Source organism: Paenibacillus qinlingensis (assembly GCF_031455095.1).
GTDB classification, from domain to species: domain Bacteria; phylum Bacillota; class Bacilli; order Paenibacillales; family NBRC-103111; genus Paenibacillus_E; species Paenibacillus_E qinlingensis_A.
Genome location: NZ_JAVDSB010000028.1, coordinates 1 through 26,982 on the forward strand (window position 1 = coordinate 1; position 26,982 = coordinate 26,982).

At 46.7% G+C, this 26,982-nt stretch carries 13 protein-coding genes; 2 read left to right on the plus strand and 11 right to left on the minus strand.

The window, feature by feature from the left end:
• Positions 1-125: 125 nt before the first annotated feature.
• From J2736_RS32625 to J2736_RS32635, 3 genes are all read right to left on the minus strand, one after another.
• Complete coding sequence (locus J2736_RS32625; protein WP_310502691.1) at positions 126-1,370, minus strand: MFS transporter; 1,245 nt, start codon at positions 1,368-1,370, stop codon at positions 126-128.
• 17 nt (positions 1,371-1,387) lie between these two features.
• On the minus strand, positions 1,388-1,813 hold the full coding sequence (locus tag J2736_RS32630; RefSeq protein WP_310502692.1) for a MerR family transcriptional regulator: 426 nt from the start codon (positions 1,811-1,813) through the stop codon (positions 1,388-1,390).
• A 136-nt stretch (positions 1,814-1,949) separates the two neighbouring features.
• A complete protein-coding gene (locus tag J2736_RS32635) occupies positions 1,950-2,834 on the minus strand; it encodes a LysR family transcriptional regulator (protein WP_310502693.1) in 885 nt (294 codons plus the stop codon).
• Between the two features lie 128 nt (positions 2,835-2,962).
• Here J2736_RS32635 and J2736_RS32640 point away from each other — a divergent pair, with 128 nt between their 5' ends.
• Positions 2,963-4,006, plus strand: coding sequence for a zinc-dependent alcohol dehydrogenase family protein (locus tag J2736_RS32640; RefSeq protein WP_310502694.1), 1,044 nt, complete (start codon positions 2,963-2,965; stop codon positions 4,004-4,006).
• A 15-nt stretch (positions 4,007-4,021) separates the two neighbouring features.
• A complete protein-coding gene (locus J2736_RS32645; protein ID WP_310502695.1) occupies positions 4,022-5,476 on the plus strand; it encodes an aldehyde dehydrogenase family protein in 1,455 nt (484 codons plus the stop codon).
• Positions 5,477-5,563: 87 nt separating this feature from the next.
• Here J2736_RS32645 and J2736_RS32650 read toward each other — a convergent pair whose 3' ends face one another.
• The 8 genes from J2736_RS32650 to J2736_RS32685 form a co-directional block, all read right to left on the minus strand.
• Positions 5,564-7,054 (minus strand): glycoside hydrolase family 88 protein, encoded by a 1,491-nt coding sequence (locus J2736_RS32650; protein ID WP_310502696.1) that lies wholly within the window; start codon positions 7,052-7,054, stop codon positions 5,564-5,566.
• Positions 7,055-7,117: 63 nt separating this feature from the next.
• Positions 7,118-8,182, minus strand: coding sequence for an alpha/beta hydrolase family protein (locus J2736_RS32655; RefSeq protein ID WP_310502697.1), 1,065 nt, complete (start codon positions 8,180-8,182; stop codon positions 7,118-7,120).
• Between the two features lie 15 nt (positions 8,183-8,197).
• The gene (locus J2736_RS32660; RefSeq protein WP_310502698.1) at positions 8,198-8,563 is read right to left on the minus strand and encodes a Rieske (2Fe-2S) protein; all 366 of its coding nucleotides are present in this window, start codon (positions 8,561-8,563) and stop codon (positions 8,198-8,200) included.
• Between the two features lie 2 nt (positions 8,564-8,565).
• Positions 8,566-9,654: an amidohydrolase family protein gene (locus tag J2736_RS32665; RefSeq protein WP_397342153.1), complete on the minus strand. Its 1,089-nt coding sequence runs from the start codon at positions 9,652-9,654 to the stop codon at positions 8,566-8,568.
• A gap of 118 nt (positions 9,655-9,772) precedes the next feature.
• On the minus strand, positions 9,773-10,597 hold the full coding sequence (locus J2736_RS32670) for an AraC family transcriptional regulator (RefSeq protein WP_310502700.1): 825 nt from the start codon (positions 10,595-10,597) through the stop codon (positions 9,773-9,775).
• A 170-nt stretch (positions 10,598-10,767) separates the two neighbouring features.
• Entirely contained in the window at positions 10,768-17,136 is a 6,369-nt protein-coding gene (locus J2736_RS32675; RefSeq protein ID WP_310502701.1) for an S-layer homology domain-containing protein, read from the minus strand.
• Between the two features lie 11 nt (positions 17,137-17,147).
• On the minus strand, positions 17,148-22,259 hold the full coding sequence (locus tag J2736_RS32680) for an immunoglobulin-like domain-containing protein (RefSeq protein WP_310502702.1): 5,112 nt from the start codon (positions 22,257-22,259) through the stop codon (positions 17,148-17,150).
• Between the two features lie 208 nt (positions 22,260-22,467).
• On the minus strand, positions 22,468-26,937 hold the full coding sequence (locus J2736_RS32685) for an AAA family ATPase (protein WP_310502703.1): 4,470 nt from the start codon (positions 26,935-26,937) through the stop codon (positions 22,468-22,470).
• Positions 26,938-26,982: the final 45 nt, after the last annotated feature.

The following is a 26,982-nucleotide window of genomic DNA, read 5'->3' on the forward strand; positions in this document are numbered from 1 at the left end:
GACGTAATACTTAAAGTATACAAGAAAAAAGGCACAGCGCCCTCATAAAATGAGAGTCTGTGCCTTTTTTCTTAGTATACTTTTTCAGTGGCCTCGCTGAGCAGCGGGCTCTCCTACAACATATATTAATGCGCACTTTCCACTTCATCCACGTGCTTCAAATGCTGGCGATTCATCCACAGATAGATAACAGCCACGACTACACACGCGCCGCCAACAATAAACGGCATTTGCGGGTTAAACCATTCCGCCAATTTACCTGCAAGGAACGGAGCGATTGCCCCTCCGATGAAACGCAAGAAGCTATAGGCTGCTGAAGCGGTTGGACGTTCGACCGGCGCAGCGTTCATTACGGCAGTTGTAATTAAAGTGTTGTTATTACCAAGAAACGCTCCCGCAATGATAACTGCGATAATGATAACTGTTTTATCCGTTGTCCAGTTCGCCATGACAAACAAAGTAACAGCGAATAACAATAGTTGAACGCACATGGAAGATACTGTACCAAAGCGTTTTTGCAGTTTCGGTGCTGTAAAGACAGATGTAAAAGCAAGCATAAGTCCCCAGCCCAAGAAAACATAACCAAGTTGATGCTCATCTAATCCTAGCTTGCCTAAGACTAATGCTGCGTATACAAGTAGAGTGAAAAAACCAAAGTTATATAGAAAAGCCGCGATTCCGAAGGTACGAAGAGCTTTGAATTTCAAAGCGCGGAATGGATCCGCTAACGATGCTTTGGTTTTGCGAATTTGTGTTTGTTGTTTAGGCATTATAAACAAAATCATAAAGAAAGCAATGACCATAAGACCGGCAACGCCGAAGAATGGGCCTCTCCATGAGATGGCGCCGAGTTCGCCTCCCAGTAAGGGACCAACGGAGATTCCAAGACCAACCGCGACTTCAAACAAAATAATAGAGCGAGCAACGCCTGTTTTGGACAAAGAGACGATGGCAGACAATGCTGTTGCGACGAACAGCGCATTGCCTAGTCCCCAGCCTCCACGCAGCCATACTAGACTCCAAATACTATTTGACATCCCACCTAATGCAGAAAAAAGGGCAATAATAATGATTCCTGTTAGCAGTGTTTTCTTGATGCCTAGACGGGACGAGACGACACCCGTAATTAACATCGCGATAGCCATAACTGCGTTATAGCTCGTGAATAGCAAGGTGACATCGCTATGGGAGGCATGTAGTTTTTTAGCAATAGCAGGTAAAATCGGATCTACCAGACCTAGACCCATGAAAGCGATAATACTGGCGAAAACGACCACCCATACCGCTTTCGGCTGCGTAAACATACTAACTTTCTGTGTATTCTGATGCTGTGCGGCCGTATTGGCCTTACTCGTAGCTGTTGGTTGCATGACCCAGAAGACTCCTTTTATGTTGTCATTTTAGAAATACCATCATTGACGCGCTTTTGCATGTGTTCGATTTCTTTGCGAAATTCAATCATTTTATTAATTTTTTGATCAACCATGTCCATCTGCTGATCGACCATGACTTTTATTTCCCGCAACTGCGAGAGCTTCTCTTCGGCTGCTTCGGTTTTCCAATAGACTTGCTTCTGTTCGTCCAGCTTTTCACGAATCGCTACGAAATCCTGAATTTCCATCAGCGAAAATCCGAGAACATCCCGAGCATTGACAATTTGACTCAATCTTTCGATATGTTTGCGCGTATATAAGCGCATGCCGCCCTCACTACGTTCTGGAGGGAATAAAACGCCGATTTCCTCATAGTAGCGAATCGTCCTCTTCGTCAGTCCACTTTCTTTCGCTACATCATCAATTTTGTATTTATCCATCGATACACTCCCATCTAACTCAACTGCTTTATCGCGATGAGTTCATCATAATCCGAATATACGTTAACGTCAACGTTAACTTTTACTGATATATTTTTACAGTTATATTGTGTGTCATCTGCTTCTATTTCATGCCTCAGGGCTTTATATTTTCAAAATATGTAATGACAAATTGACGGAATCGTTCCGCCGCGAGCGATAAATAATGCTTCTTCGACCACGCAATGCCAGTCGTCACTGTGCAGCCTGGGTCTGTAATCCTTAGCCTATGAGGCATGTAAACGGCGCGCTTTTGCCACGCCAGCTCAGGCGCGAACATGATACCAAGTCCCTTTCTCAAAAGCAAAACAACGGCATCCGCCTCATCCACCTCAAGCATCGTATTCGGTATAAATCCAGCACGCTCACAGATACTGTCCGTCAAAGTGCGGAACCAATAGCCAGTTCGCAATCCGATGAAGGTTTCGTCCTTCAGTTCAATCAACGAGACGCTTTCTCGGCCTACCAACGGATGGTTATCAGGGACGACAACAAAGAATTCTTCTGTTCGAAGAGGTGTCCATGCCATATCCGCTCCCTCGAATGGTGTAGTCGTAATGCTCAGGTCGATCTCTCCGTCTTCCAACATGCGTTTGATAACCGCGGTTCGTTCCAGTACTTGTCGGATGTGCACATTCGGATACAGATTCAGAAATTCCCCAAGCAGCTCGGGGAGAATGCTCGTCAGCGATGCCGCGAGCGTAATACTACCTCGCTCCAATCCGATCATATCTTTGATTTCTCTTTTTCCTTCTTCTAATTCTCGAAAAACGCGCTCCACTCGTGCAAGAAACACTTTGCCGAACTGATTTAATCGGATGTTACGACCCTGCCGACTGAACAAAGGTGCACCAAGATCCTCTTCCAATCTGGAAATCGTCTTGCTGAGTGAGGGCTGGGCGATATTTAGCTCCTCTGCTGCCTTGGTCATATGCTCTAATCTGGCAACGATCTGAAAATAATGCAATTGAAGAAGCTCCATCACTTCTGCCCCTCTTCCATAGACTACAAGCTATATACTTATAATTAATTATGTATTATACATTATCATTCTGAATTTCTATAATAGGGGACGAAGTTCAAACAACACTTACATGGAGATGATCTTACATGAAAGCAGCCGTACTAGAAGCATTTAACGAACCCTTGGTTGTCAAACAAGTCGCAGATCCAACCCTAGCGCCAGACGGCGTCATACTGAAATTAGAAGCGACGGGTATTTGTCGCAGCGATTTGCACGGGTGGCACGGTGGACTCGGTGCAATCAAGACATTCCCACATATACTTGGTCACGAAATGAGCGGCATTGTACAAGAAGTCGGTAAGGATATTCGCAATTTCAAAAAAGGCGACCGCGTGATTGTCCCTTTCAATCAAGGTGACGGTGTATGTCCGCATTGTCAATCGGGGCACCACAACCTTTGTGACAATTTGAAAATGGTAGGATTTCATTTTGACGGTGGCTTTGCGGAATACATTCACATTCCAAATGCAGACCTGAACCTGCTTCACCTGCCTGATGGTGTCGATTTCCTTACGGCAAGCGCGATGGGCTGCCGGTTCATGACAGCCTTCCATGGCGTTGTTGCTCAAGGGAAAGTACGTCCAGGCGAATGGGTAGCCGTATATGGCTCCGGCGGTGTTGGCTTGTCCGCCATTCAAATTGCTACTGCGGCAGGTGCGAATGTCATTGCCGTTGATATCGCGGATGATAAACTCGACTTCGCTAAGCAAATGGGCGCCGTAGCGACGGTGAACAGCAAGCAAGTGAATGCGCCGCAGGCGATCATGGAGCTCACCAAAGGTGGAGCTAACCTCTCGATCGACGCGCTGGGCATTCAAGATACATTCGTGAACGCCGTCATGAGCTTAACCAAACGCGGGCGTCACCTACAGCTCGGCGTAAGCAACAACCCGCAAGGCGGGATGACGCCAGTTCCTGTCAATCTCCTGCTGTTGAAAGAGTTGACACTGGTCGGTTCCGCAGGTATGCCAGTTCCAGAGTACCGCGAGATGCTCCAAATGGTGGAGAGCGGCAAACTGGCGCCAGGCAAGCTTGTTACCAAACAAATCGCACTCGACGATATTAACTCCGCATTCCAAGAAATGAACAACTATGCTGGTGTAGGCGTAACGGTTATCACCAAATACTAACAAGGGGGCATTCCCATGTCCGAAAAATACAATAAGCAGTACATTAACGGCGTTTGGCGTGACGGATCAAGCGACACCGTATATGACAATATCAATCCTTACAATAATGAACGAGTGATTCAGATCAAACTCGCGAATCGCGACGACATCGATGAAGCTTATCTGGCTGCGAAGAACGCGCAGAAAGCATGGGCTTCTTCTACGGCTGAAGAGCGCAAGACTGTGCTTACGCGCGCCGTTCAGATGCTGCAAGCTAGAAAAGACGAGATTGTCGGCTTAATGGTGCAAGAATCCGGAAGCTCCGTCACCAAAGCTGTATCCGAATTCATGGCTTCTGTAGGTTCCATTATGGCCGCTATCCCCTACATCGATTCCATGTTCTCGCCGCATGTGTTTCCTTCTCCCTTGCCGGATAAGGAAAACCATGTTTATCGTTTCCCAGTTGGCGTGATCGGAGTCATCAACGCATTCAACTTCCCTTTGTACATGGCGATGCGAGTCGTCGCACCAGCCATTGCTGCGGGAGATGCCGTTGTTTTGAAACCGGACTCCCAGACATATATAACTGGCGGACCTATCGTCGCCGATATTTTCGAGCAAGCTGGGCTGCCCACAGGTGTGCTCAACGTTGTCGGTTATGATGTCGCAGAAGTCGGGGACTACATGATCGAGCATCCCGTACCGCGCATCATCTCGTTCACGGGTTCAACGGGCGTCGGCCGCCATATCGGCGAGCTTTGCGGCAAACATCTCAAGCGTGCATCGTTGGAGCTAGGCGGCAACAATCCGTTCGTTGTCCTTGAAGATGCTGATTTGGATCAAGCCGTCAATGCTGCTGTCTTCAGTAAGCTGATGAATTCAGGTCAAGTATGCATCTGTACGAATCGTTTCTTCGTTCATCGTAAGCATTATGAGGCGTTTATCACGCGATTGGCAGACAGATTGCAACAAGTCCCTTATGGAAATCCTGCGGATCCAAAGGTTATCGTAGGGCCGCTCATCAATGAAAAGCAAATCGAGAAAGTGCTTGGACTGGCGGAAATCGCCAAGCAAGAAGGCGCTCGACTTGTGCTCGAAGGCCAGCGTATCGGTAACATCGTTACGCCATTCGTATTCGCCGACGTCAAGCCAGATTCCAAGCTTGCGCAGACCGAGATTTTCGGGCCGATCGCTTCTATTATTCCCTTTGACACGGAAGAAGAAGCTTTGGCTTGGGCAAACGATACCGAATATGGGTTATCAAGCGCAGTGTTTACCTCGAATATTGAAAAAGGCATGGCCTTCGCCCGCTCGATCGAAAGCGGGATGACGCACGTGAACAATACAACCATCAATATGGATATGAATGCACCGTTCGGCGGCGAGAAATCCTCAGGAATCGGTCATTACGGCGGTGACCTCGGGTTCGAAGAATTCACGACAAGTAAATGGGTCTCTGTTCAAAAGAAACCTCGCATCTTTCCTTTTTAAATTGTAATCATCACAACTATTTTGCATACAAAAAGCATGTTCAAGCAATGAAAGCCATTGATTGAACATGCTTCTTTATTTCCACAATTATTTCCCTGGACTGTCCTCAATCACAGCCCATAGCTGTGCAGCCAGGCCTGTTCCCATTTGTGAAAGGACGCGATACCCTCCGCGCTGCAAGCTTTCTCCTCCCTTATTGCCTTGAGAAACACCGCTAAGAATACCGTCCTGTGTCAGATACGGTGTTAATGCTTCCTTGGCAAGCGTTGCAGCAGCTAATGCATCCTTGTCTAACAAGCCCATCTCGACGCCAATTGCCAGCGCCGCTGCAATCCCTGCAGAGCCTGAGGTTTCAGGACCTGTATCCGGATCATCCAGGAACACTGACCACAAACCACTAGGAAGTTGATAGCTCATTGAGATTCGCGAAACACGCCGTAGTTCTTGCTTCAATGCCTGAATAGCGTGCATCTCATCGTTCATTAAGAAATCTGCGCCATCCAATTCTTTCAGCGTACGAGCCAAGCCTAACAAATACCATGCGTAGGCACGTGACCAATTTCGAAACGAATAGCTCCCGTCCTGATGATAGCGTAGGTACAGATCATCGCCAAGCGTCAACTTCTGTCTTGCTTCCAGCTGCCGGAGGGCAAGACGAGCTAAATCCAATCGTCCCCGCTGCTTAGCGAGCACAGCCATCGGATAAGCAAGCGTGTAGTTTCCTTCTGCGGTAAGCATCGTATGATCAAGCAACACACCGTCCTCATTACGCGGGTCCATCCAGAAATGGATTGCGCGTTCTAGGGTGGGGTGTGTGGCATCCAACTGTGCGAGCATGGCGAAGGGCAACGTCCCTTCAATGCCATATATCTGATCATCAACAGGCATACTGCGTGGATTCTCATAACGCAGCTTCTCTTCCTCATCCATAAACATATGAAAGTGCCGTGACAAAGCCTCGCGGTATAGCGGCTCCCCCGTTACGCGATTTAACTCCATTAATCCATGTAAAACACAGCCTTCTAACCACCCAAAAGCTTGTAAAGAAGATAAAGTGGCCAAGGTTATTTTCATGGCTTCCCACCGATCCACATCCACAACATGATCCTGCGCATCATACAAGTGTGGAAACAGAAGCGGCGCTTCCCCAGCCGATGTCGGCATTCCTCGATCGGGGACAAATATCCATAAAGGCACATTCCCTTCAGTCTGTCTAAGTGAAATGCCTTCGCTTACAGCAAGCTGTACCTGCTCTTTGGAGAGGAGGAGCTGGAATGGTTGAAGTACCGACGCGTAGCGAATATCGAAGTTCCCTAGCAGAATATGCGATACGGCGCTTCTAACTTCCAACTTCACTTCTTCACGTAAATCCAGTGCCACCGTAATTCTCAACCAAGCGGAGTCGTGCGATGCTCTATTTTTCCATAATAGTATAATCTTACGCTCCTCTATGCCGCTAACGGATGCTGCCGGCCATCCAAACGGAACACGTTTATCCGCTGGAACAACAGATTCGTCAGCACTATAGGAATCTGCAAGCCAGTAAGAATCCTTATTTTTCAATCTCGATTTTTCCATACTCCGTCACAACCTTATCGATTCATAGTCACTACGTTGCCAAGATAAAAAAGCCAGTATCATCTACTGACTGTTCGTAATTACACTGCATATTCCTGTGATGACCCTGCCATCGAACGTTGACAATGTGTAGGGATAAGGATTCCTTGCACGCAACTGATATGTATTATTGGGGAGAGAGTATTCAACTTGCGCGACATGATCCATCGAATCCAGCACAATTTGAAAAGGTTTCGTGTAGAGATACCCGCCGATCTGCAGTGTCCCTTGTTGTGGAATGGTCACAGGTACAGCGTGGTTTCGGCGATTTGCATCCGATGCTTCCTGAATGCCTGCCAATTGTTCAGCCGTAATGCCATCTTGGTGACCTCGACCACCAACACCTGGGAGCTCTTCATATTGGATGAGCTGCGATTTGCCATACGCCTGCGCTTGTCGAACATAGGCTCTCGCATGGTCCACAGGGACGCGAATATCTCCATCTCCATGGGCCAAATAAAGCGGGGTATGCAAGTTATTCACGAGATGAATCCCGCTTCTAGCTTCATATCTTTCGCTGTCCACCTCTGGCGGACAACCGATCCAAACATCCATCTCATCTCGAAACTCGCCAACTTCATCTTGCACATACCACTTCGCATAATCAGACATGGGGTAAAAGGAGGAAGCAGCAGCAAACGTATCCGGGAACTTGCCTAACATCGCCAGGACATTGCCGCCTCCGCCGCTTCCTCCTTCTAAATAGATGAGTTCAGGATCAGAAAGATAGTGCGCATATTCTTTTCGTACAAATTGAATGGCATCATAAATATCCATGAGCTCATACCCATTGCAATCAGCCTCCCCTTCCGAAAAGGCTCTGCCTCGCATATCCACCTGGACTACCAAATAATGGTCCATATTGTCTGCTGGCGTTACCCTCTTCTGAGGCTCGGGCATACTCATGTGCCACCCATGAAGCTTTACCAGCATTGGAGCCGGACCAAGTGGCTTAATGACGTTGATGGCAAGCTTGATATCAGGCGTGACCGATGAGGCATGATACCTGAAGTCCTGATATTCTGTTGTAAATTCAGATAACGAGGCTGTTTTCTTTCGTCTTATATGATCCTCGTACATGTCCAACATTGGCTTACCATCTCCTTATATAAGCATGTAAATATGGTCGCCATCCACTTCTAGGTCATATCCCCGAAGCTTTACGCCTCCCTCAACTAGGTGGATGCCCGTCTTTAGATCAAACTCCCAACCATGCCAAGGACAACGCAAAATCTCTTGGTCTCGGCCATGTATATATTCGTAAACCATGGAGGGAAGCCGGGTTCCACAAACCGTCCCTTCACAGACAGGCGCAGCCGCATGCGGACACACATTCCGCCAAGCATAGAAGTGTCCATCAACGCTGAAAATCCCGATTTCCATCCCTTTCACTTCCACAATCTTTCTGCCTAGCTGTTCGATTTCAGCAACCGTTGCTACGACATGCCTTGATTTAGATCTTATCGTCATGTCTACACCTCCTTTGCTGTAATCGGAGCTGTTGTGAGATTATAAAGTGCCATAGCATTTTCCACTAGTATTTTCTGTCTTAGCTCTTTGCGGATCGGTTGTAGGGCCATCTTCGGATTATCAAAATCCCAATGCGGATAATCGGAGGAAAACATCACCATATGATCCCCGCCAAGCATATCCAAAATTTGATTGATGTGGTCAGGTTGACTTGGTTCTTCAATCGGCTGTGTCGTTAATCGAATATGCTCCCGGATGTATTCAGAAGGAAGTCGTGTCAGCCATGGCACTTGATCCCGGAGACCTTTGTAGTTCTTGTCCATTCGCCACATAAGATGCGGCAACCAAGCGAGCCCGCCTTCGATCGCGACAAATTTGAGCTTAGGAAATTTCACAAAAACCCCTTCACAGACCAAGCTGTTAATATGGGCCATGTAATTCGTCGGTAAAATATTATGCCATTCAAAATATTTCGTGGGATACCCGGATGGTGTAGGTGCGCCCGCGATGCCCCGTCCTTCTGTTCCTGGATGGATGGCAACCGGCAACCCGTTGCGTTCTGCTGCTTCATAAATCGGATGGTAAAAACGTTGTCCGAATAACATCGGTGAGCCGGATGCCATAATGACTTGCACCATATCAGGGTGGCCGCCCATGCGATCAATTTCTTTAGCTGCTACTTGCGGATCGGAATGATTGATCAAGATGGAACCTTTATATTGTGGGCTTACTTTCAGCCAAGTCTCCACTAACCAATCATTATAAGCGCTGCAAACCGCATTCCCGTAATCGGGATCTGGATTTAAAGACACACCCAAAATGCCAGAGCCTGTCAATATCGCATAATCAATGCCATATCTATCCAAATGGTGCTTTTTTAGAAAATGAGGGTCACTTCCAGGTATCCCGCCGTTATCTGGTCTAGCATCTTTGCGCATCACACCAAGCGGCGAGTAATAGACACCAGGAGCACCAGGTCCTGCTGATAGAAGCTGCTCATGCCATTCTCTTGCCAGATAAGGGAGTAAATCCTTGTTATGCGGTACCGCATTATGAACATCCGTATCAATAATTCGAGGGGCATTACTCATATTCATATCGCCTCCATGCAGGAACTTTTGTTTTATAGATCTTACTATAAAACGTTTTCAATTCTCCGTACATGAAGAAACTTTATCAATAATCTGGATTATTGTTAGATAACTTTTTTTATGATTTCCGATAATCGCTTGGCGCCATACCTGTTTCTTTCACAAACATTCTGGAGAAGTAAAAAGAATCCTGAAATCCGACTTCCTCTGCCACCTGCTTGATGGGATACCTGGTATTTTTCAATAGGTGTTTCGCTTGATCCATTCGAATTCTATTTAAATAATGAATTGGACTTAGGCCTGTATGTTTTTTAAAAAGAATGGAAAAGTAGCCCGGTGATAACGATAACCGTTCAGCCATTCGTTCCCGCGTCAACTCCTCCTTATACGAGGTTTTCATAAAATCAATAGCCTCTTGAACAGATCCAGCAGAACTGATCTCTCCCGCAGGGAGCTTCCCTTGCAGAAAGCTTTGCAACATATCAATTAGCAGTTGTCTCACCTGCCATTCGTAACCGCTATTTTTATTTTTCCATAATGTGAATGCCTGCTGGAATTTATCTGCGAGCCCATTATTTTCAGGCCATAATTGCGTCTCTGGAAGGGGCAAAGCACCTTCACTCGGTGCTAAGCGAAGCTCAGTACCCTCCCAATGTGCCATTCCGTATCGACAATGTATCGAATAAAAGCACAATGTATGATCAGGCGTTGTCGTGATCCGCATCGCTTTACCTGGAGGAACCTGGAATGTGCAGCCAGAAGCGAGCGGTGTCCGTTTCCCGTCAAGCTCCAATATCCCCTGACCGGAGTAGACATATGCCATGACATGGAGAAGTGTACGGTCTCGCTCTAATACGTATTGGAACGTTTCCCAGAAGGGCTGATCTCGCTTGACGACATCGATAATTTTGGGAGTAAATGAAATTAGAAATTCATAATTCATGCTTATGGCCTGCTTTCATTCTGAGATACAATAGCGGATTGAATGGGGGAAATCCCGATCTTTCTATCATTTCATAATCACTTCTAACGCACAAGACCCTTTCCACTGCCTACCCTTCCTTGCTACAAAAAAAATCGAGCATCTCCCATGAAGGGAAACACTCGATTGCATTAGTTCTTCACATCCAGCATTTTACTAATGATAGCCGCTGCTTCTTCTCTCGTGATTTGTGCCTCCGGCCTCAGTGAACCATCGGGGTAACCACTGATGACGCCAAGCTGAATAAGCATCGTTACATAGGGCATAGCCCAGTCAGGAATCGCGTGTGCATCCGAAAATGAAACTTTGATATCTGTTGGTTTCAACTCCGTTTGCGAACGAATCATACGACCAATGATCGCTATGGCTTCCGCTCTTGAGATAGGTACGGTTGGATCCAGGTAAAGCTGCTCATCTCTCCTCGTACCGCCGATCCACTCTTTCTCGATAGCTGCCGTTACATAAGGCTTCGCCCATTCAGCTACGCGCTCTCGATCCACAAATTCGGCGGAAAGTTCGCCTGTAGGCGTTGATGCTACTGCTCCAATAACCCCAACCGCAATTTTGGCAAATTCTTGCCGTGTAATGGCACGCATCGGCTCGAATGCTAAGCCTTCATCGCGTTGAACACCGTTTACTGCCCCCATGGAGGCCAAACGGTATACGACATCATGCGACCAGCGATTGATCATATCCATGAAGATCGGCAATTCACCATTATACAGTAAGGCAAATTTACTGAAATGAGGCAACGTTGCCGTAACGACGCCTGTTATTGGATTTATCAGACCACCGATGTATTCCCAGCTATGAGTCTGTTCATTGTAATAATAGATCGCAGCTCGCCCAGGATCCTGGAGTTCTTCCATTGAATAGCGTACCGTGAGTTCAGCAGGTGCTTGAAGTTGAGTAGGTTTATCGAACTTGAATTCGTAGATATCGCCAATCACCTTTAAGCCGCCAACTTCATACTTCTTCGGAACACGTACTGCACCAATGCCGAGTCCAACGCTTTCTTTAAGCGGTTGCGCTGGTATTCGAATAACAGCACGATCGCGAATTGGAATGATACGTTCCTGATTCGCTTCGATTTTGGCTGAAGTTACAAAGTCTACGCCTTGCTCTTGCTCAATCAACCGTTTTAGAATGTTGTGCAATGTTTCTTCGACTGGACTTCCAGCCTCTTCACTGTCATCCCCTGGAAGCGTCGTCGTCGGAGGTATATACCAATCGTCATAGTCAACTGGCGGCGATTCTGGTGTTCCAGCAGGTTGAGTTACATGTACAATAAGCGTATCCTCAAAGGCAAAGTCACCTGCAACCGAATAAGAAGCTTTAATGACCATGTCGCCCTCATAGGAAGTATGCAATCGCCCTTGCTCTGAAATGCTTCCGTTCGTATCCCCTAGTAGAACGCTCCATTGTACACTGTTAGGATCAAGATCGAACGAGTTTCCTTCCTTGTCTGTACCTATTAATTCTAAAGATTGCTCACTGCCTGCAGGAAGCTGGAGCTCTTCGTCTTCCGACAGAGTTGCAGCAGGACGAAGTTCAACTTTAGCTAAGGAAGTCACCGTATTATTAATAACTTCCGTATTTAGAACTGTTTCATTTCCTGCCATATCTTTGGCTGCAATCACAATAGGCTTAGAAAGGTAACCATCTAAAGGAATCGATTGCTCGAATGCACCGCCTTCTTGAACGGCCACCGTCTCGCCATTGATTGTCACCCGACTACCTGGCTCAGCCATGCCTTTTACTAAAGCCGTCTGTTGATCAGAATTCGTTCGCGCGTTCTCTACTTTCAGATCTGGCAAGGTCATATCGGAAATGACACGAACACTGGCCGAACTTCGATCGCCTTGCTGATTGGTCGCGAACAATTGGATAACATTTTCTCCTTCGCGTAATGAAATGGATCTGTTCCAGTCCGCTCCCAATATGGGCTTTTCTAGCTTCACATTATTCACAATGACTTCCGTTGATACGGATTGATCTGCATGCATGTGCAGCTGAAAGTCGGCTTCATTCATGATATACGTTGTCGTACCATTCTGCGTAAACGTATTGGTTACCGGTTCGTTATTGGCATGAAGAACAGATAACTGCATGCTTGCAGACTGTGGCTCTGGCAGCAGGACAGCTGCTGTAACCGCAGGCTCACTGTACACTTTGACGCCATCTACAAGTTTATAAGCACCCATCGATACTTTGTACGAAGTACCAGGCAGCATACCGACTTTTTGACCCCCTTCGGTGTTCACCGTCCCACCGATCATGGCCTCATGAAGGTCGCCTTTCAGCTCAATCACACCCAAGCTAGAGATGGCCTCGCCATTCCCATTAAGCACTTGTACCGTGTATCCATCTGCCACCTGCTCATCCCAAGAAAGCTTGAACAAGCCGTTCCCTGCAGGACTCAACTGAACGTGATTTGGTTTCATTGGTTGGTACGGATTCACAACGTTGAAGGATTGACTACTGTAGACGCTGCTTAGATTCGTATCTCCTTGTGACAGGACAGCCTTGACGTAGTAGGTCCCGCTTGCTAACGATTCAGGCAACGTAATTTGCGCTCTTTCTTCAGAAACATCGAGGTCCTGAATAAGCAAGCTGCCTGGATCGTTTTCGTTGTTTGAGCTAAGGAATATCGTGACCTTTTCATTCGTCGTATGTTCACCCTGCCAATTCACCGTTAATTGATGGGAATCCGTGTGCTGAACATCAACACTTGCCAAAGTTGGAGGCACGGTTACATGTTGAAGTGTCCATTCCAGTTCACGATCTGAAGTCACTCGCCACGTGCCGCTGGTTGGATTTTTAATCGAAATAAGCACACTTTGCTCTAGTTCCCCTGACGATGAATCAGCAGCAGAAACTTCCTGAATATCATAATTCTCGCCTGCTACAAGCGGGTAGTTATTCCCCTCTGGGTCCTGAACCTGAAGTGCAGCAGGATCTCCTGAGTAGGCAATTTCCAGCAAAGCCATTTCTATCCCCGATGAAACAGGTATCGCGTATTCGAACGAATCAGCAGACCTCAATGATCTTCTTTGAGCTGGCTGCTGCACATGACTTCTCGGTCCGGAAGCAGCGACGGATTTCATATTGGTACCGAAGCTCATCGTGCCAGATACATTGCCCGACTCATCATAATACGTTTGCTCGATGAAGCTCTTGTCTGGCTGGTCGCCAGCCAAAGGTTCACTAGATTGAGATTCCCCATCTAAAGCGAAGCTTCTGCTTTTGAGCAGATTAATCTTACCTACGCTTATTTGTGGCTTTTTGTCCCCCCACTCATATTCAAAGCCCCACGGGATACCAAGAAACTCTACGTTGCCTGCTATCTTCTCTGAGCTAATTTCACCTTCAGCAGCTGCGAGTACTAAGCCTCGCGGTAGCTTCACCTGCACGTTGCCGCCACCTGCTAAATAGACAGGTCCGAGCTTGCCGTGCTGCTCAGGATCATATCGGAAGACAACATACACTTCACCAGTGATAATATTTTTAATATTAATCTTCGCACCAGCCATGAGTTCAATGCCGAATTGAGACAAAGAGTCTTTCAGCAGTACGCTGCCATACACCTCTTCTAACAACTGGATGCCGAGCACTTCGAACGCACCAGAAAATTCAACGCCGCGCATCGAAAGTCCGACTGTGGCATCATCCGCTTTAAACACTTTAGCAACACTGAGTCCGCCAATCATCTCCAATTTCAAAGGTGGCAGGAAATTATAGTTGCCCATTATCGAATCGAAGATGTTGTAAATTCCGCCTCCACCTTTCGTTATATAGGCAACTGGAGCGATAGGAATTAAGGGTATTCCTGGTTCTCCCCCGACCACAAAGCGGAAATTATCCACAATTGGAAAATTTCCGTCCGTTAATCGAATGGTCAGCAGTCCGTTAACTTCGACAACTTTGAACTGAACATTCGCTTCAACCTCGTATTTCTTTTCGAATGTGTCTACACGAACAATACCGTTGAGCCCAAGATCAAGACCCGGAACCAGATTGGAAGGTAACCCGGCCTCCCCTTCAGCCCGCAACCCTAAAAAGCCGAATTTACCTGCAGGTCCAAAAGCATCGGCATTCTGCCTTATACCAAATTTAGCTTCATCCAAATCAACGGAAACTAATACCGAACCTGCACCATCATCTTCACCATCGGTATTTTCTGTTAAATCTTGTTCATTTGGCGGGTTCGGAGGATTATTGTTACCTGGCGAATCTTCTTTACCGTCTTCCGTTTTCTTGGAACCTGGTTCAAAATCCAGGGCTAGCCTCCCGCCAAACGACACGCTCTCAGTTCCGATTACGGCGTTCTTAATGTTCAGTTGAAACCACGCGAGGCGTTGAATGACGGATAATCCTTTTAATACATCCCACTCAATCTCAATCTTGGATTCTTCCTGTTCTTCGTTCGCTTCGAGTGCGTATTTCTTTCCATCCTCCAACTCAATACGGAAAGGACCATAAGCAAATTTAAAGTTAGGGATCGAAAGCGCACCATTCCCCTTTACATTGATATAGTCCTCACTGTGTGAGCTGTCCTTGGCACTTTTTTGAATCGTAATCTTCTGTGAAGCTTCACCGAAAATAGCTGTTAACATGTCCGTCGTATCATGGCGTATCACCGAATTAATCGTTGATCCCTGATCAATCTCATAAATAACCTTGCCATTTTCTCCATTTTTACCGCGAATCGAACCTCGGAACTCCAACAAGGCAACTTCGCGGCCTCCAGTACGTTCATATTGCGTTTTCAACTCCGTGAGCTCGGTCTCACTTTTTACAGGAACAAGCTGATAGGTCTGTCCCTCATTTTCCGTCATGTTGTCACCGACAACGAGTAAAATTCCGTAATCTTTTGATTTATAGGCTTTATCAGTCGTAAATTCCATTTTTTTGGTAAATACTTTGCCACCAGCAGTCAACCTCACCGTGTACGAGCCAACTTCCAGCTTGTGCTGCTTCCAAAGATCACTTTTCAAATTTAGCTTAGCCGTAATCTGTTTATCATCTTGAATCGATACATCTGAGAGGGGAACAGCCACGCTCGCGCCATCGCGATCTCGAATGAGATCGACATTCCATCCGGATGATCCTTTCAATATTTCAAAACCTGCTCCTTGCAAAGTTAACGCAGGATTATCATCCAATGTGTAAACCTTCTTAGGAAATACTTCCATTAGCTGCATATTAGGTATTTCACCGGTCAGTGCAGGAAGGACGATGAAGGAAGCTTGAATACTCTCCTCCCCGCCAGCCGCTTGTGCAATAACCTGAAATGGGGCAGCTTTATACGTAAGTTGTACCTTTGGCTTGACTCGCCATGTAACAGTCTTCGTCTCGCCGACCTTCATGACGCCTACCTTTTGGGTCATTGTCTGCCCTGTGGCAAGATCTAGTTCTGCAGGGAGAGCGAGTGTTACTTCGACACCGTCCATTTGGACCGAGCGATCAATGGCATTGTCGATATCGACGCGAATGTCAAACTCCGCTTCTTTATAACCATTGCGATCATCCGTTAATGTCAGTTGTTTCGGCGCACCGACTTGCAGCCTATACGTAGCTTCTTTCTGAGATGTGAAAAAACTGCCCAGCCCATAGTACGTCTCATATACAGCTTCTCCTCCAGGAGCGAGTCCATCTGGCTCCCAGTAGAGAGCCACCGCACTGTCGGCCGAACCGTAGGCATTCATTTTGCTCGTGAAATCTAGCATAGGATTCACCGTGTAATCCCACTTGGTCTGGGAAATCCCGTTCCAATGAGCAATAACCATCTGATTCGGCGCTTTATTTCCCCAACCTTGCATGAAACCGTAGGACATCACTTTGGGATTCAGTGGATTATCTGTCGCGCTCCAGTAATACGGAAGCTGTCCCGTAATGACCTTCTCGTTGCGAATATATTCACTTCCGCCAGCTATCGAAATCGGAGAAGCATCTTGCGAGCCAAGCATCGTATCCAGCAAAATCCTAGTTCCAACACTTTGGTTTTGTTTGGTCGTATTTTTCACGAGATAAGTGACCTTCATATTACCTGCATTCGGGTTCGTTGGATCATTAACTAATGTTAATGTCTGTGTAATATCGAGCCCTTCAATACGCCATGTTGACTTATTCGTGAAGCCTTGATTGGCTGGAGAGAACGTAAAACCACTAGTAGACCCCATAAAGCCATAACTGTTTCCGTAAATATAATCTTGTCCATTAATGCGAAACGTCGTAAACGAAGTCTCCGGAAGTCGATCTTTAAAGAGGAGCGATTTATTGTCGTCTCCCCCTTTTAGAGGAGAACCTTGCTTCGTATTGACACTGAACCTGCCGGACTCCTTATCAACACTGATTTCCATGAAGGTATTGGCAACAGTCACCGGCGTCAACTCGGCTTCAACGGCAGATACCAAACCGCTTCCAATAGGAAAGAGCAGGACAAGCATGGCGCCTATTAACAACAATTTTTTACCCAGCTTAAACTTCACTTTATTCATTGCTCACACTCCTAAGAAGCTTGTCTCGGCAAAATATACACACGAATCAGCTTCAACTGTCGTTCTTGATCTTGGATTAACAAAGTATAATAGCCGTATTCCGTTATCGGTAAAATGCCGTTGCTTACTCTGTTGGCATTGGTCTTAAAATCCCCAATACTCTTGGGGCCTCGCGCCCATTTGATGATGTTGCTGCCTTGATGGCCAAACAACGATAGCTGGATTGCATCCCCGTATACGATGACATCTGTATCTTGAACCTTCACCGAATTCACGTAAATCGTGAAATCAGTTGGGGCGATGACAATCGCCTTCCGAGTCAAGAGGCTTTCGTTGCCCGCACGATCCGTTACACGGTACACAACTGTATACTCACCTGGTACTTGTGGATTGATCGAGTTGGTACTGACGTTAATCTTTGAAGTTATGTCACCGTCTATATTATCGATCGCCGAGACATCTGCTAATGGATGGACAGGGTTGCCCACTTCTATCAGCAACTGCTCGCCTCCGACAAAACGAAACTTCGGTGCCTCACGATCAATGTTCGTCACATCCACACGCAACGCATAGGTATTACCAAGCGAGTCTATGGCATCTATCCAACGCGTGCCGTTGTTCGTAAAAGTAACCTTGTTGCCAATTAAACCGACATAAGTAAGCGGTTGGTCTGATGTTAGTGTAACGTTCACATCATTTCGCGTTGGCAGCGTTTCACTAAATGAAGCAATCACTTTTGCCTTCGTTTTATTGATATTGCTTACTGCCGCTTGAATTTCAGTTAAATTCCCAACAATATCTTGCAGATAAAAAGTAAACGTACCGTTGTCCTTAAACACGAATTGCTTCGCTCGGTTATTGTTTAATACATAGAACGGCTCATCCGCATCTACCGTTACGATGACATCATCCTTTGTAGGAGCTGATGTACTGTACGAAAGTCGCGGTAGCGGAGGTGTTCGGTCTATATAATTGACTGTTGCCGTTACGCTATTTTGGTTGCCAGCCCGATCCTTAACGACAAATGTATAGCTCCCATTACTTGTAAAGTCATATGTTGTATTGCCGTTATTCCCTATGACGGTAATGGGTTCATCCGCAAGAACGGTGGTTCGCACATCTGATCTTGTCTTCAAATTTTCCGAATATTGAATAGTTGCTACTGGTGCTGTCTTATCAATCCGATCAACAGCTGCTACAAATTCCTGCTCATTACCTGCCGTATCTCGATAAACAAAAGTAAACGTTCCATTCTGCGTAAACGTATGTGTATTTCCGCCGGTGCTTAGAAACTGTACGGGTTCACCAGAGTTATCTTCTACCACTAATGTCGCGACTACATCTTGATTCGTCCACCCGATATGACTATAAGAAACAGTTGCTATTGGTGCTTCCCGGTCGATATACGTCACCGTTGCCACGGCTTGTCCTTCATTCCCAGCAGAATCGCGGAATTCGAAAGTGAATGTACCATTCTCTGTGAATGAATAATGACGATTCCCATTATTGTTCGTCACTGCAACTGATGAAGCATCCGTAAAGGAAATGTTGACTTCGACGGGATCTTTCGTCCAATTGGAACTGCTATAAGTAAGCTGTGCTAGTGGCGCTTCCTTGTCAATCCAATTGACTATAGCCGTCTTGTGTACTAGGTTGCCTGCCTCATCTTCGAAATCAAATGTAAATGAACCATTTTCGGTAAACGTATATGTAGGGCTGCCCCCATTATTTAAAATACGTACAATCCCATTGGTTTCATCTTGCGTAATCAAAGTCACTGTAACATCCTGATTCGTTGCATTTTCCGTGCTATAGATGAAATCCCCTGTTGGCGCAATCAAATCGATGTTATCAATGATCACTTCATCGATGTTCATGATGCCTGTACTTACATTGCGTACAGTATAGTGAATCGAACCGTTGGTTGTAAATTCATACACAGCTTGAGTCACCGTCTGACTAATGACTTGTGCATCGCCTGTTACTTCAAAATTCGTTAACTCGCGGTCAGGACTGCCTTGCGCATCAATCGTGACGCGGACTGGACCATTCGTCCACCCACTCGGAGAGAGTGTGACTTCTGCTGAAGGCAGACTGCGATCAATCCAAGTAACCGCTGCTAACGCCGTTCCTACATTGCCCGCAGCATCTCTGAACTCAAATTGGAACTGTCCGTTATCCGTGAACACAACTTCTTTCTTCCCAGCGTCTGTGTTCGTTACCGTAACAGGTTCGTTTGTCGAAAGCATCGCTGTCACATTATTCGCCGTCAAACCAGTAGGTTTGTACGAAACTGTGCCAATTGGTTTTGTATTATCAATGAGAAACGGATTGCTGATGAGCGTTGCAGCATTTCCCGCTTTATCTGTGACTTTCACCCATAAATACCACGTACCGGTCACACCAGATTTCGTTGCAATACGATCGCCTCCTGCATTAGCCGGAAGCGGTGTCCATGTCGTTGGAACCGTCGAACTGGAGTTCGACCAGGCATGAACGAACGTTAAGTCACTCTGTGGTGCCCCCGTGTCACTCGCTGTTACGGCTGTACTCACAGATTGCTGCGACGAGGAGCCGTTGTTTTGCAGCGTAATGATCGGATTGGTCTTGTCAATCCAATCTACTTTCGCCTGCGCTGTATTCACATTTCCAGCCTTATCTCGGAAAGTGAACGTGTACACCCCATTGGACTGAAATTGATACGTAGCCGCTGTCACACTATCGACAATAATGTCGGCCGCAGGTGTAACATTATCCGTCGCGGACAATGTTGCAGACACAGGCTGGTTTGTCCAAGAAGTTGTACTATACACAATTTTGTTTAACACAGGCTTAACCGTGTCATACGTTACCGTATCGGAATACGTGGTACTATAATTGCCCAAGGCATCGATAAATTGAACAGCTATCGTGTGTACACCTTGCGTCGCAGGAATGGTGATCTGCTTAAGTGGCGGTGTCGACACGTAAGTCTCCAGATTACCCCACACGCCGCCGTCTATGGCGAACCTCATCTTATCGACGGAGCCTTGTGCATCTGTGGCATTTAATTGGATCGGCACTGTTGTGATATTCGTAACCTTATTCGGAATTAGTAACGTTCCTGTCGGGCTCGTGTTATCCAGCTTGAAGGCCCCACTATTTACAACCGTTGCATTCCCAGCTTCATCATACACTTTGGCATGGATATAAAAATTTCCCGTCTGGCCAGTCATCGAAAACTCATTACTTGTTGAAGTATTCCATGATGTATCATTGCCGTCCGTTGTTGCTACTTGATCTATTTTATATTTGATAACAAATGAGGCTAGAGCGGTTGTGATGTTATCTGTCACATTTAAAGCGGTAGTAACCGATTTACTGTAGCCTGTCGTTGAATTTAGTGTAAAAGAAACCGTAGGCGCCGTCGTGTCGAGTTTAAATCCCTGTGTTGTTTTTGCAAATCCGATGTTACCTGCACTGTCACTTGTTTTGATATACAGGTAGGTGAGACCATTCGCTGTTGGTGGCGAAGTCAATGTCGTGGTCCATGTCGTCTTAGCACCTGTACCATCAAAAATCTGCTGCCAACGAGAATCACTCGCAGGAGGTGTCGTTACATCGGTTGACCAGATATAATGCGCCTGGCCTAACGTTCCTTTCGACTCCTGCAAAGTAAAGCCCACTTGGGTGGAGGGGGCTGGTACAGGATTGCCCTGCGTCGTAAACGTGACGCTTGGTGCCGTTTTGTCAATGATATACGTTGAACTTTCCTGTGTGCTTACATTATCCAAGTTGTCCTTCATGGTGAGCTTCAACTTGTAGCTGCCTTCTGCGGTGTTTGGCACCGCAAGCGTACCTCCGGCGATACTCCCGGTACCCGTCGAATAGGAAGTACCATCTTTCAGCCATTCGTAATTCACCTGTTTTAAACCAGCATTCGCATCTGTCACCGTATAGGTAATGGTATGGCTAGCCTTCGCTACGCCAGAATTCGGTGTAATCGTTGCTGTTGGCCCTTGATTATCATAATTAAATGGCCCCGCTGACTTAATGATTGTATTAGCAGCAAGATCAACCGCCTTCGCATGCAAATAATAAGAGCCAGTACCGGTTGGATCTATAGGAGCTGCTCCGTTGAGCAGATTATTTGAAATAGCCGATGCTGCCGGTGCTGATGCACTCTGCGACCATGTGTAGTAAAGCGTCGTATTGGCTGTTAGCGGTGTGTCCGAGGTCGTGACAGTTACACCATGGCTTTTCTTATAAGTGGCATCCGACTGTTTGCCGAAAGTAAGGGTTGGTACCGTATTATCCAAATAAAAAGGTCCTTTGGTCTGGACAACTTCATGTCCAACAACGTCAACCACGCGAGCATGAAGAAAATAAGTACCAGGTGCAGCAGGATCTGGCACAGCAGTTCCGCTTGCTATCCCTGTGTTAATGGCTGTAGGCAATGGTGCTGTCTGCGTCTGTGTCCACGTGTAATAGAGCTTCAAGTTTTCGTTCAGCGGTAGATCATTGGCCGTCAGTGTAATCCCCAATGACTTCTTGTAACTGGTGTCCACTGGCAAATTACCAAAATCAATCGATGGCGCCGTGTTGTCAATATACATCGGCGTTGCAATCAGACTCTTGAAATAGTCAACATTATTCATCGATGTGCCGTCTGTAAAATACGTTGTGCCATTGGCATTCGCATTCCACCCATTCATGGGAAGGTTCACGCCGTCAGAGGGGCCGCAGCTATCTGGTCCTCTTTGGATCGAGATGGCACCCGAGGCCATATCCGCCGTTATTCCCCGAGCGTAGACGGGTGGTGAATATCCTTCAAACACCGCGTCGAATACGCGAAGCCAGTCCTGTGTACCGTTGATGGATATGGGAATGACCGATTCCATATCACACTTGACAGAGGGACTTGATGTCTCAAAAGCCACACTCATTTTGATCGTCTGCCCAGCTGTAAAAAAGTAATTACCATTTACCGGAGCAACCGTTGCTCCAACAGAACTAATTGTGACAGCCGTAGGCTGCTTGACGGCACCAGCTGGTTTTAGTGTGGCAGCCATCGTTGTATTGGTGAAAGGTACTGCAGCAGTAGCCAGTAACATCGTTGTTACAAGCGCAACAATTTTTCTCATAAAGCCTCCTTTGTTCGAACCAGCGATGCTAGATACAAGATGTAAGATGCTAGAACCACCCTATTCTAAGCGCGAATCGACAAGATTCGATAGTACCAAAGGTCATTTTCGGGAAAATAAGATACGAAAATAGTCCTGTATGAGCAACTCGGCGCAGCAAAAAAGGAGTTAAGCAGCTCCTACCTCCTGCTTAACTCCTTATCTCCACCTAGATCGACCAATCCTTTGCTTTCGCTACGGCCTGTGTGCGCCGGTTCACCTGAAGCTTGCCATAAATGACCAGTGTAATGTTCTTCACCGTTCCAACTGCTAGTTCCAATCGTTGTGCAATCTCTGGGTTCGACAAGCCTTTTACCATTAATCGCAGCACGTCTTTTTCACGCTCGGTCAGCGATTGAAGCAGCAGACTCGTTTCCATTCTCGATTTCCCTGTATCCGAGATCACCGGCTCCATTTTGCCATCAGCCACTTCACTCGCGAAACGATTTAACACCGCAAGTTGAGCAGACAACATCTGCATAAGCTCCATACGCTGGCTGGCTTGCGCCCCGGTCACGGCCTCATTTTCCAAGTAGACTATGCCTGCTAATCGGTCCAATTGCTGAACGGGTAAGCAGATGATGGAACGAGGTCGAACGCTGCGTATATAAGGATCCCATGCGAATAGATCATCCAGATGGGCATCGCCAAGTATCAACGGCTCTTGCGTTCGGGCTACAAACCGGACCACTGAAATCGGTAAATCAAAGCAGCTTTCCAACGGAGCGGAATGACCGCTTCTTGACACATTACGATTAACGTCATGCTCTGCTTCGATCCACCAGTCACCGTCTTTATTGACGATCCAAAAGCCTTTGGCTGCCCCAGCATTTTCAATTAAGGTGACTAGATATTGACCTAGCAGCTGCTCCAAGCCGCTTGCTTGCGTCAGCCGAGCTGCCGCCTTTTTGAACATATCCCGTTCCACTTCCAATGACTGCTCGTCATCCACATCCACCTGTTCAACTTTTGCCGATTCTCGGGCAAGCTTCAAATCCTGCTCCCATACGCGACCATGCTCCTGTGACACCAGCAGCAAATCCGCGTACTGTTCATGCAGCTGCAAGCACTTTTCGTGCGCTCCCCATTGCTGATAACCGTGGTAGGCATCCATCAGGTACGTTTTGGCGAACTTCTTTTTGCCCATTTCTAGCAACAAGCTCCCGGCAAGCTCACACGCCATAGCTTCCATATGGGTATACCCGGATTCACTCGCTGACGCTATCGCCTCATCGAAACAGACTAATGCTTGCTCCCACTTCCCTTTCAGCCGTAACGCCTCTCCTTGCATAAGTAAATACTTATGTTCAAAGTGACGGGGTCCCAGCTCCGACCACTTGCGCATATAAGCGAGCATCGATCGCATCTTCCGAGCTGCCTCTGCCTGCTGCTCTTCGCACAGGGTTGAATACAACCGTGACATGGCCAAGTAACCGTACAGCAGTCCCTCAGGCAAATGCGAGTGATACGTATAGTATCGTTCACTATGCTCGGTTCGTTCCCAAAGCTCTACCGCTGACTCATATTGGCCGAACATATACATGAGTTGAATGGTGCAAATATGATATTCAAATAGAAGGCCAATTCGAATGTCTGCAGGGGTCATTTCCTCCAGAAACTTCTCTCCTTCAAATGAACGATCATTCATAGATAAACGCCCTTCTGTTTCACCTTGCAAACATTTAGTAAACTGTTGATACAGTCGAAATGATTGTTGTGTGAAGGGATCTTTCTTGTATAAATTCCCGCCTTGTGTTTCACAAAACTCGCGCAACTCACTCAATTGACCGCCGTAAAATAAGCTAAACATCATGCCGCGAAGCGAAAATCCTGCATAATAGAAATCTCCACTCGCCAGACTGATACGATGTGCCTCCTTAAACAGAGGCCAAGTCTCTTGCGTACTCATACTCCAGAAATGAGTTAAGGCATAAATGAATGAAAGTTTTGCTTTCACAGGAGAGAATGACGCTTCACCTAGGTGTAATGCTGCTTCTGATAGCTCATTTCCCTCCTTATGCCAACCCTCTTCACTGGAGATGAAAGAGGCAAAAATCGAGATGATTTCCGGAAATTGATTTGCCGTATGGTGGTTGAGCATTTTGCGGATACTTTGACAAATTATCACAACAAACAGATTCATATCTACAAAAGATGAGGCTCGCGCAACGATGGGCAACAATTGAAGCATGGCTAATTCATGCGGAGAGGCTTCCTGTCTTTGTGAAGCATGCAGCTCACCTGCCATGTCACCTTGAAGCAGGATGCGTGTTTGATTCAGTTCCTTTTTGCGCCTCGCTGTCCCAACCTTCCTTGGCAGCTTCACTCCCAATCGTTCCAACAGCTGCAAGCCTTCCTCAAAAGCTGCTTTCGCCTGGCCGCGATTAATATCTATTTCAAGCTTGATTGCCTGTATTCGAAGCTCGTCCACACTGCCGCCAGAATGAGCGATAAGCTGTTCGAATAACCGTTGTCCCTCATCTAGATGGCCACATGCATACTCTACCTGCATGCGTTCCGAAAATATTTCATATGTGAGGGGATATCGTGATACCCACTCCTGATCGGTCAATAGCTCTGTACCGAATGTAATGAAAGTAACAGCAGAGAAGTAAGCAGCCGATTTTCTAGCTTTCCGACTCGCTTGTAATGAAAGTTCGGCCACTTTCAACTTTTCCTCACGATCGATTAATTGATTTTTCCCCAGCATCAGATGGTGTAACAGGGTATACAACTGTTCTTCCGGCTTGTCAGGCGAATATTGCCCCCATTTGTATCGTCCTAATGCCACATGAATCGTTTCTTGGTCAGTGGTGGGAATTGCCTCATAAGCAACTTGTTGAATCGTATCATGGATAAAAACAAACCACACATTCGGTTGTGAATAGGCGAAGGACCCAGCATCTATTGCCTGAGATCTCCCTTGCCAAGACTCACGTTCTCGCACAGGCAGAACCAATCCTTCACGCAGTGCTGGCTCCAAATGCAGCATCACATCTTCAATGGAATCTTGGCAAATCGCTGCCAACGTATGTAAATCAAATGAATGACCGATACACGCTGCTCGACTTATCGCTTTTCCCGTTGGATCGGGGAGCGTTTGCAAATGATCCATCATAAGGTCCCGAACATCACCCAGCGCATCTTGCTTACGAATTTGCTCAGCATCCCACTGCCATCTTTCCTCATGGGTATTAAAACGCAGCCATTTATGATCGTATAAAGATTGTAAGAGTTGCTTCATAAAGAGCGGATTGCCAGCTGTTTTCTGAAAAATCACCTCAGCAAGCGATCGAGATTCCTCGATTTGCAGCATTTTACATAGATACTGCTCGGTCTCTGCCAACGTTAATGAAGAGAGCACGATTCGCCGATGCGGTATGGCCTCTTGATCACAAAGCCAATGTCCTGCAGGCATTTCTTTCTCGCGATAGGCGACGATACATAAGAAATATCCTAAATCTTCATTTTCCGTGATGCTATGAATAAAATCCAATGTTGCCGCATCCGCCCAATGGACATCGTCAAGAAATAAAACAAGAGGTGATCTTTTCACGGCAATTGTCCGAATCATCGCTTGAAAAGCAAAATGAAGTCGATTTCTTGACGCCGTCCATGGCAACATGTCAGCTGCTGGCTGCTCGCCTATGAGTAAGATCATGTCCGGAATAATTTCAGTTATAATGCTCGCATGATCGCCTAGTGCAGCGATTAGCTTGTCTTTCCAACGTGTGAGCTGTTCCGTGCTGCTGGATAGAAATCGATGAATGAGCTCTCGAAAAGCATGGATTAACGGTGCATACGGGATATCCCGCAGCAGTTGTTCCGATTTCCCGGAAATAAAATAGCCTCTCTCTTGCTGCTGCGTTCTGAACCATTCACGAACAATCGTTGATTTGCCACTTCCCGGCTCTCCGCTTACAGCCACGATTTCCGCCTTCCCGTCCATCGTCTTCACAAATGCGTTCGTCAATTCGGACAGCTCATGATCACGGCCACTCACAACGATCGGCATCCGCAGTTGACTCGCAAACTCTTTACTTCCGAGCAGGAAAGCTTCAATAGCGCCGTTTTCCTCCCAAGTGGAGCGACACTTTTTAATATCGTAGAGCAGGCTATAGGCACTTTGGTAGCGCATTTCCGGTGTTTTTGCTAACAGTTTTACAATAAGGTTCCCCAACATATGTGGAATATGAGGTTTCATCACGCTTGGGTGTGGCGGTCGTTTCGCGAGATGGGCATAAATCCATTCTGTCGGCTCTGCCGCATGATAAGGAAGTTCACCCGTCAAAAGCTCGAAAAAGATAACCCCCAGCGTATACAAATCGGTCCGTTCATCGATGTCTGAGCACATCCTCCTGGATTGTTCAGGCGCACGATACGCCCAGCTGGACACAGCTAACTCACTTCCTACCTGTGAGTCCGTATGAAACTTGAGCAGCGTAACGCGAATGGCTTCATCTTCGATTTGACAGCCAAACACTTCCGGACTCAAACGACGATGAACACCATGTTCTTCATGAAACGCTAGAACCGTTTCTGTCATGGCTTCTGCGATTCTCAAAAAGTCCTGCAGTCCGCCCTGCTGATTTGTCCAATATTCAGGAAGAGAACCGTCTCTAATTTTCTTCGTGACCATACTGCCTCCCACACACTCATTCCGAGCACATTGTTCTAATGAAGC

Bases quoted from the DNA above. Each gene is read 5' to 3' on its own strand.
- J2736_RS32625 (WP_310502691.1), bottom strand. From the start codon at position 1,370: ATGCAACCAACAGCTACGAGTAAGGCCAATACGGCCGCACAGCATCAG.
- J2736_RS32630 (WP_310502692.1), bottom strand. From the start codon at position 1,813: ATGGATAAATACAAAATTGATGATGTAGCGAAAGAAAGTGGACTGACG.
- J2736_RS32635 (WP_310502693.1), bottom strand. From the start codon at position 2,834: ATGGAGCTTCTTCAATTGCATTATTTTCAGATCGTTGCCAGATTAGAG.
- J2736_RS32640 (WP_310502694.1), top strand. From the start codon at position 2,963: ATGAAAGCAGCCGTACTAGAAGCATTTAACGAACCCTTGGTTGTCAAA.
- J2736_RS32645 (WP_310502695.1), top strand. From the start codon at position 4,022: ATGTCCGAAAAATACAATAAGCAGTACATTAACGGCGTTTGGCGTGAC.
- J2736_RS32650 (WP_310502696.1), bottom strand. From the start codon at position 7,054: ATGGAAAAATCGAGATTGAAAAATAAGGATTCTTACTGGCTTGCAGAT.
- J2736_RS32655 (WP_310502697.1), bottom strand. From the start codon at position 8,182: ATGTTGGACATGTACGAGGATCATATAAGACGAAAGAAAACAGCCTCG.
- J2736_RS32660 (WP_310502698.1), bottom strand. From the start codon at position 8,563: ATGACGATAAGATCTAAATCAAGGCATGTCGTAGCAACGGTTGCTGAA.
- J2736_RS32665 (WP_397342153.1), bottom strand. From the start codon at position 9,654: ATGAGTAATGCCCCTCGAATTATTGATACGGATGTTCATAATGCGGTA.
- J2736_RS32670 (WP_310502700.1), bottom strand. From the start codon at position 10,597: ATGAATTATGAATTTCTAATTTCATTTACTCCCAAAATTATCGATGTC.
- J2736_RS32675 (WP_310502701.1), bottom strand. From the start codon at position 17,136: ATGAATAAAGTGAAGTTTAAGCTGGGTAAAAAATTGTTGTTAATAGGC.
- J2736_RS32680 (WP_310502702.1), bottom strand. From the start codon at position 22,259: ATGAGAAAAATTGTTGCGCTTGTAACAACGATGTTACTGGCTACTGCT.
- J2736_RS32685 (WP_310502703.1), bottom strand. From the start codon at position 26,937: ATGGTCACGAAGAAAATTAGAGACGGTTCTCTTCCTGAATATTGGACA.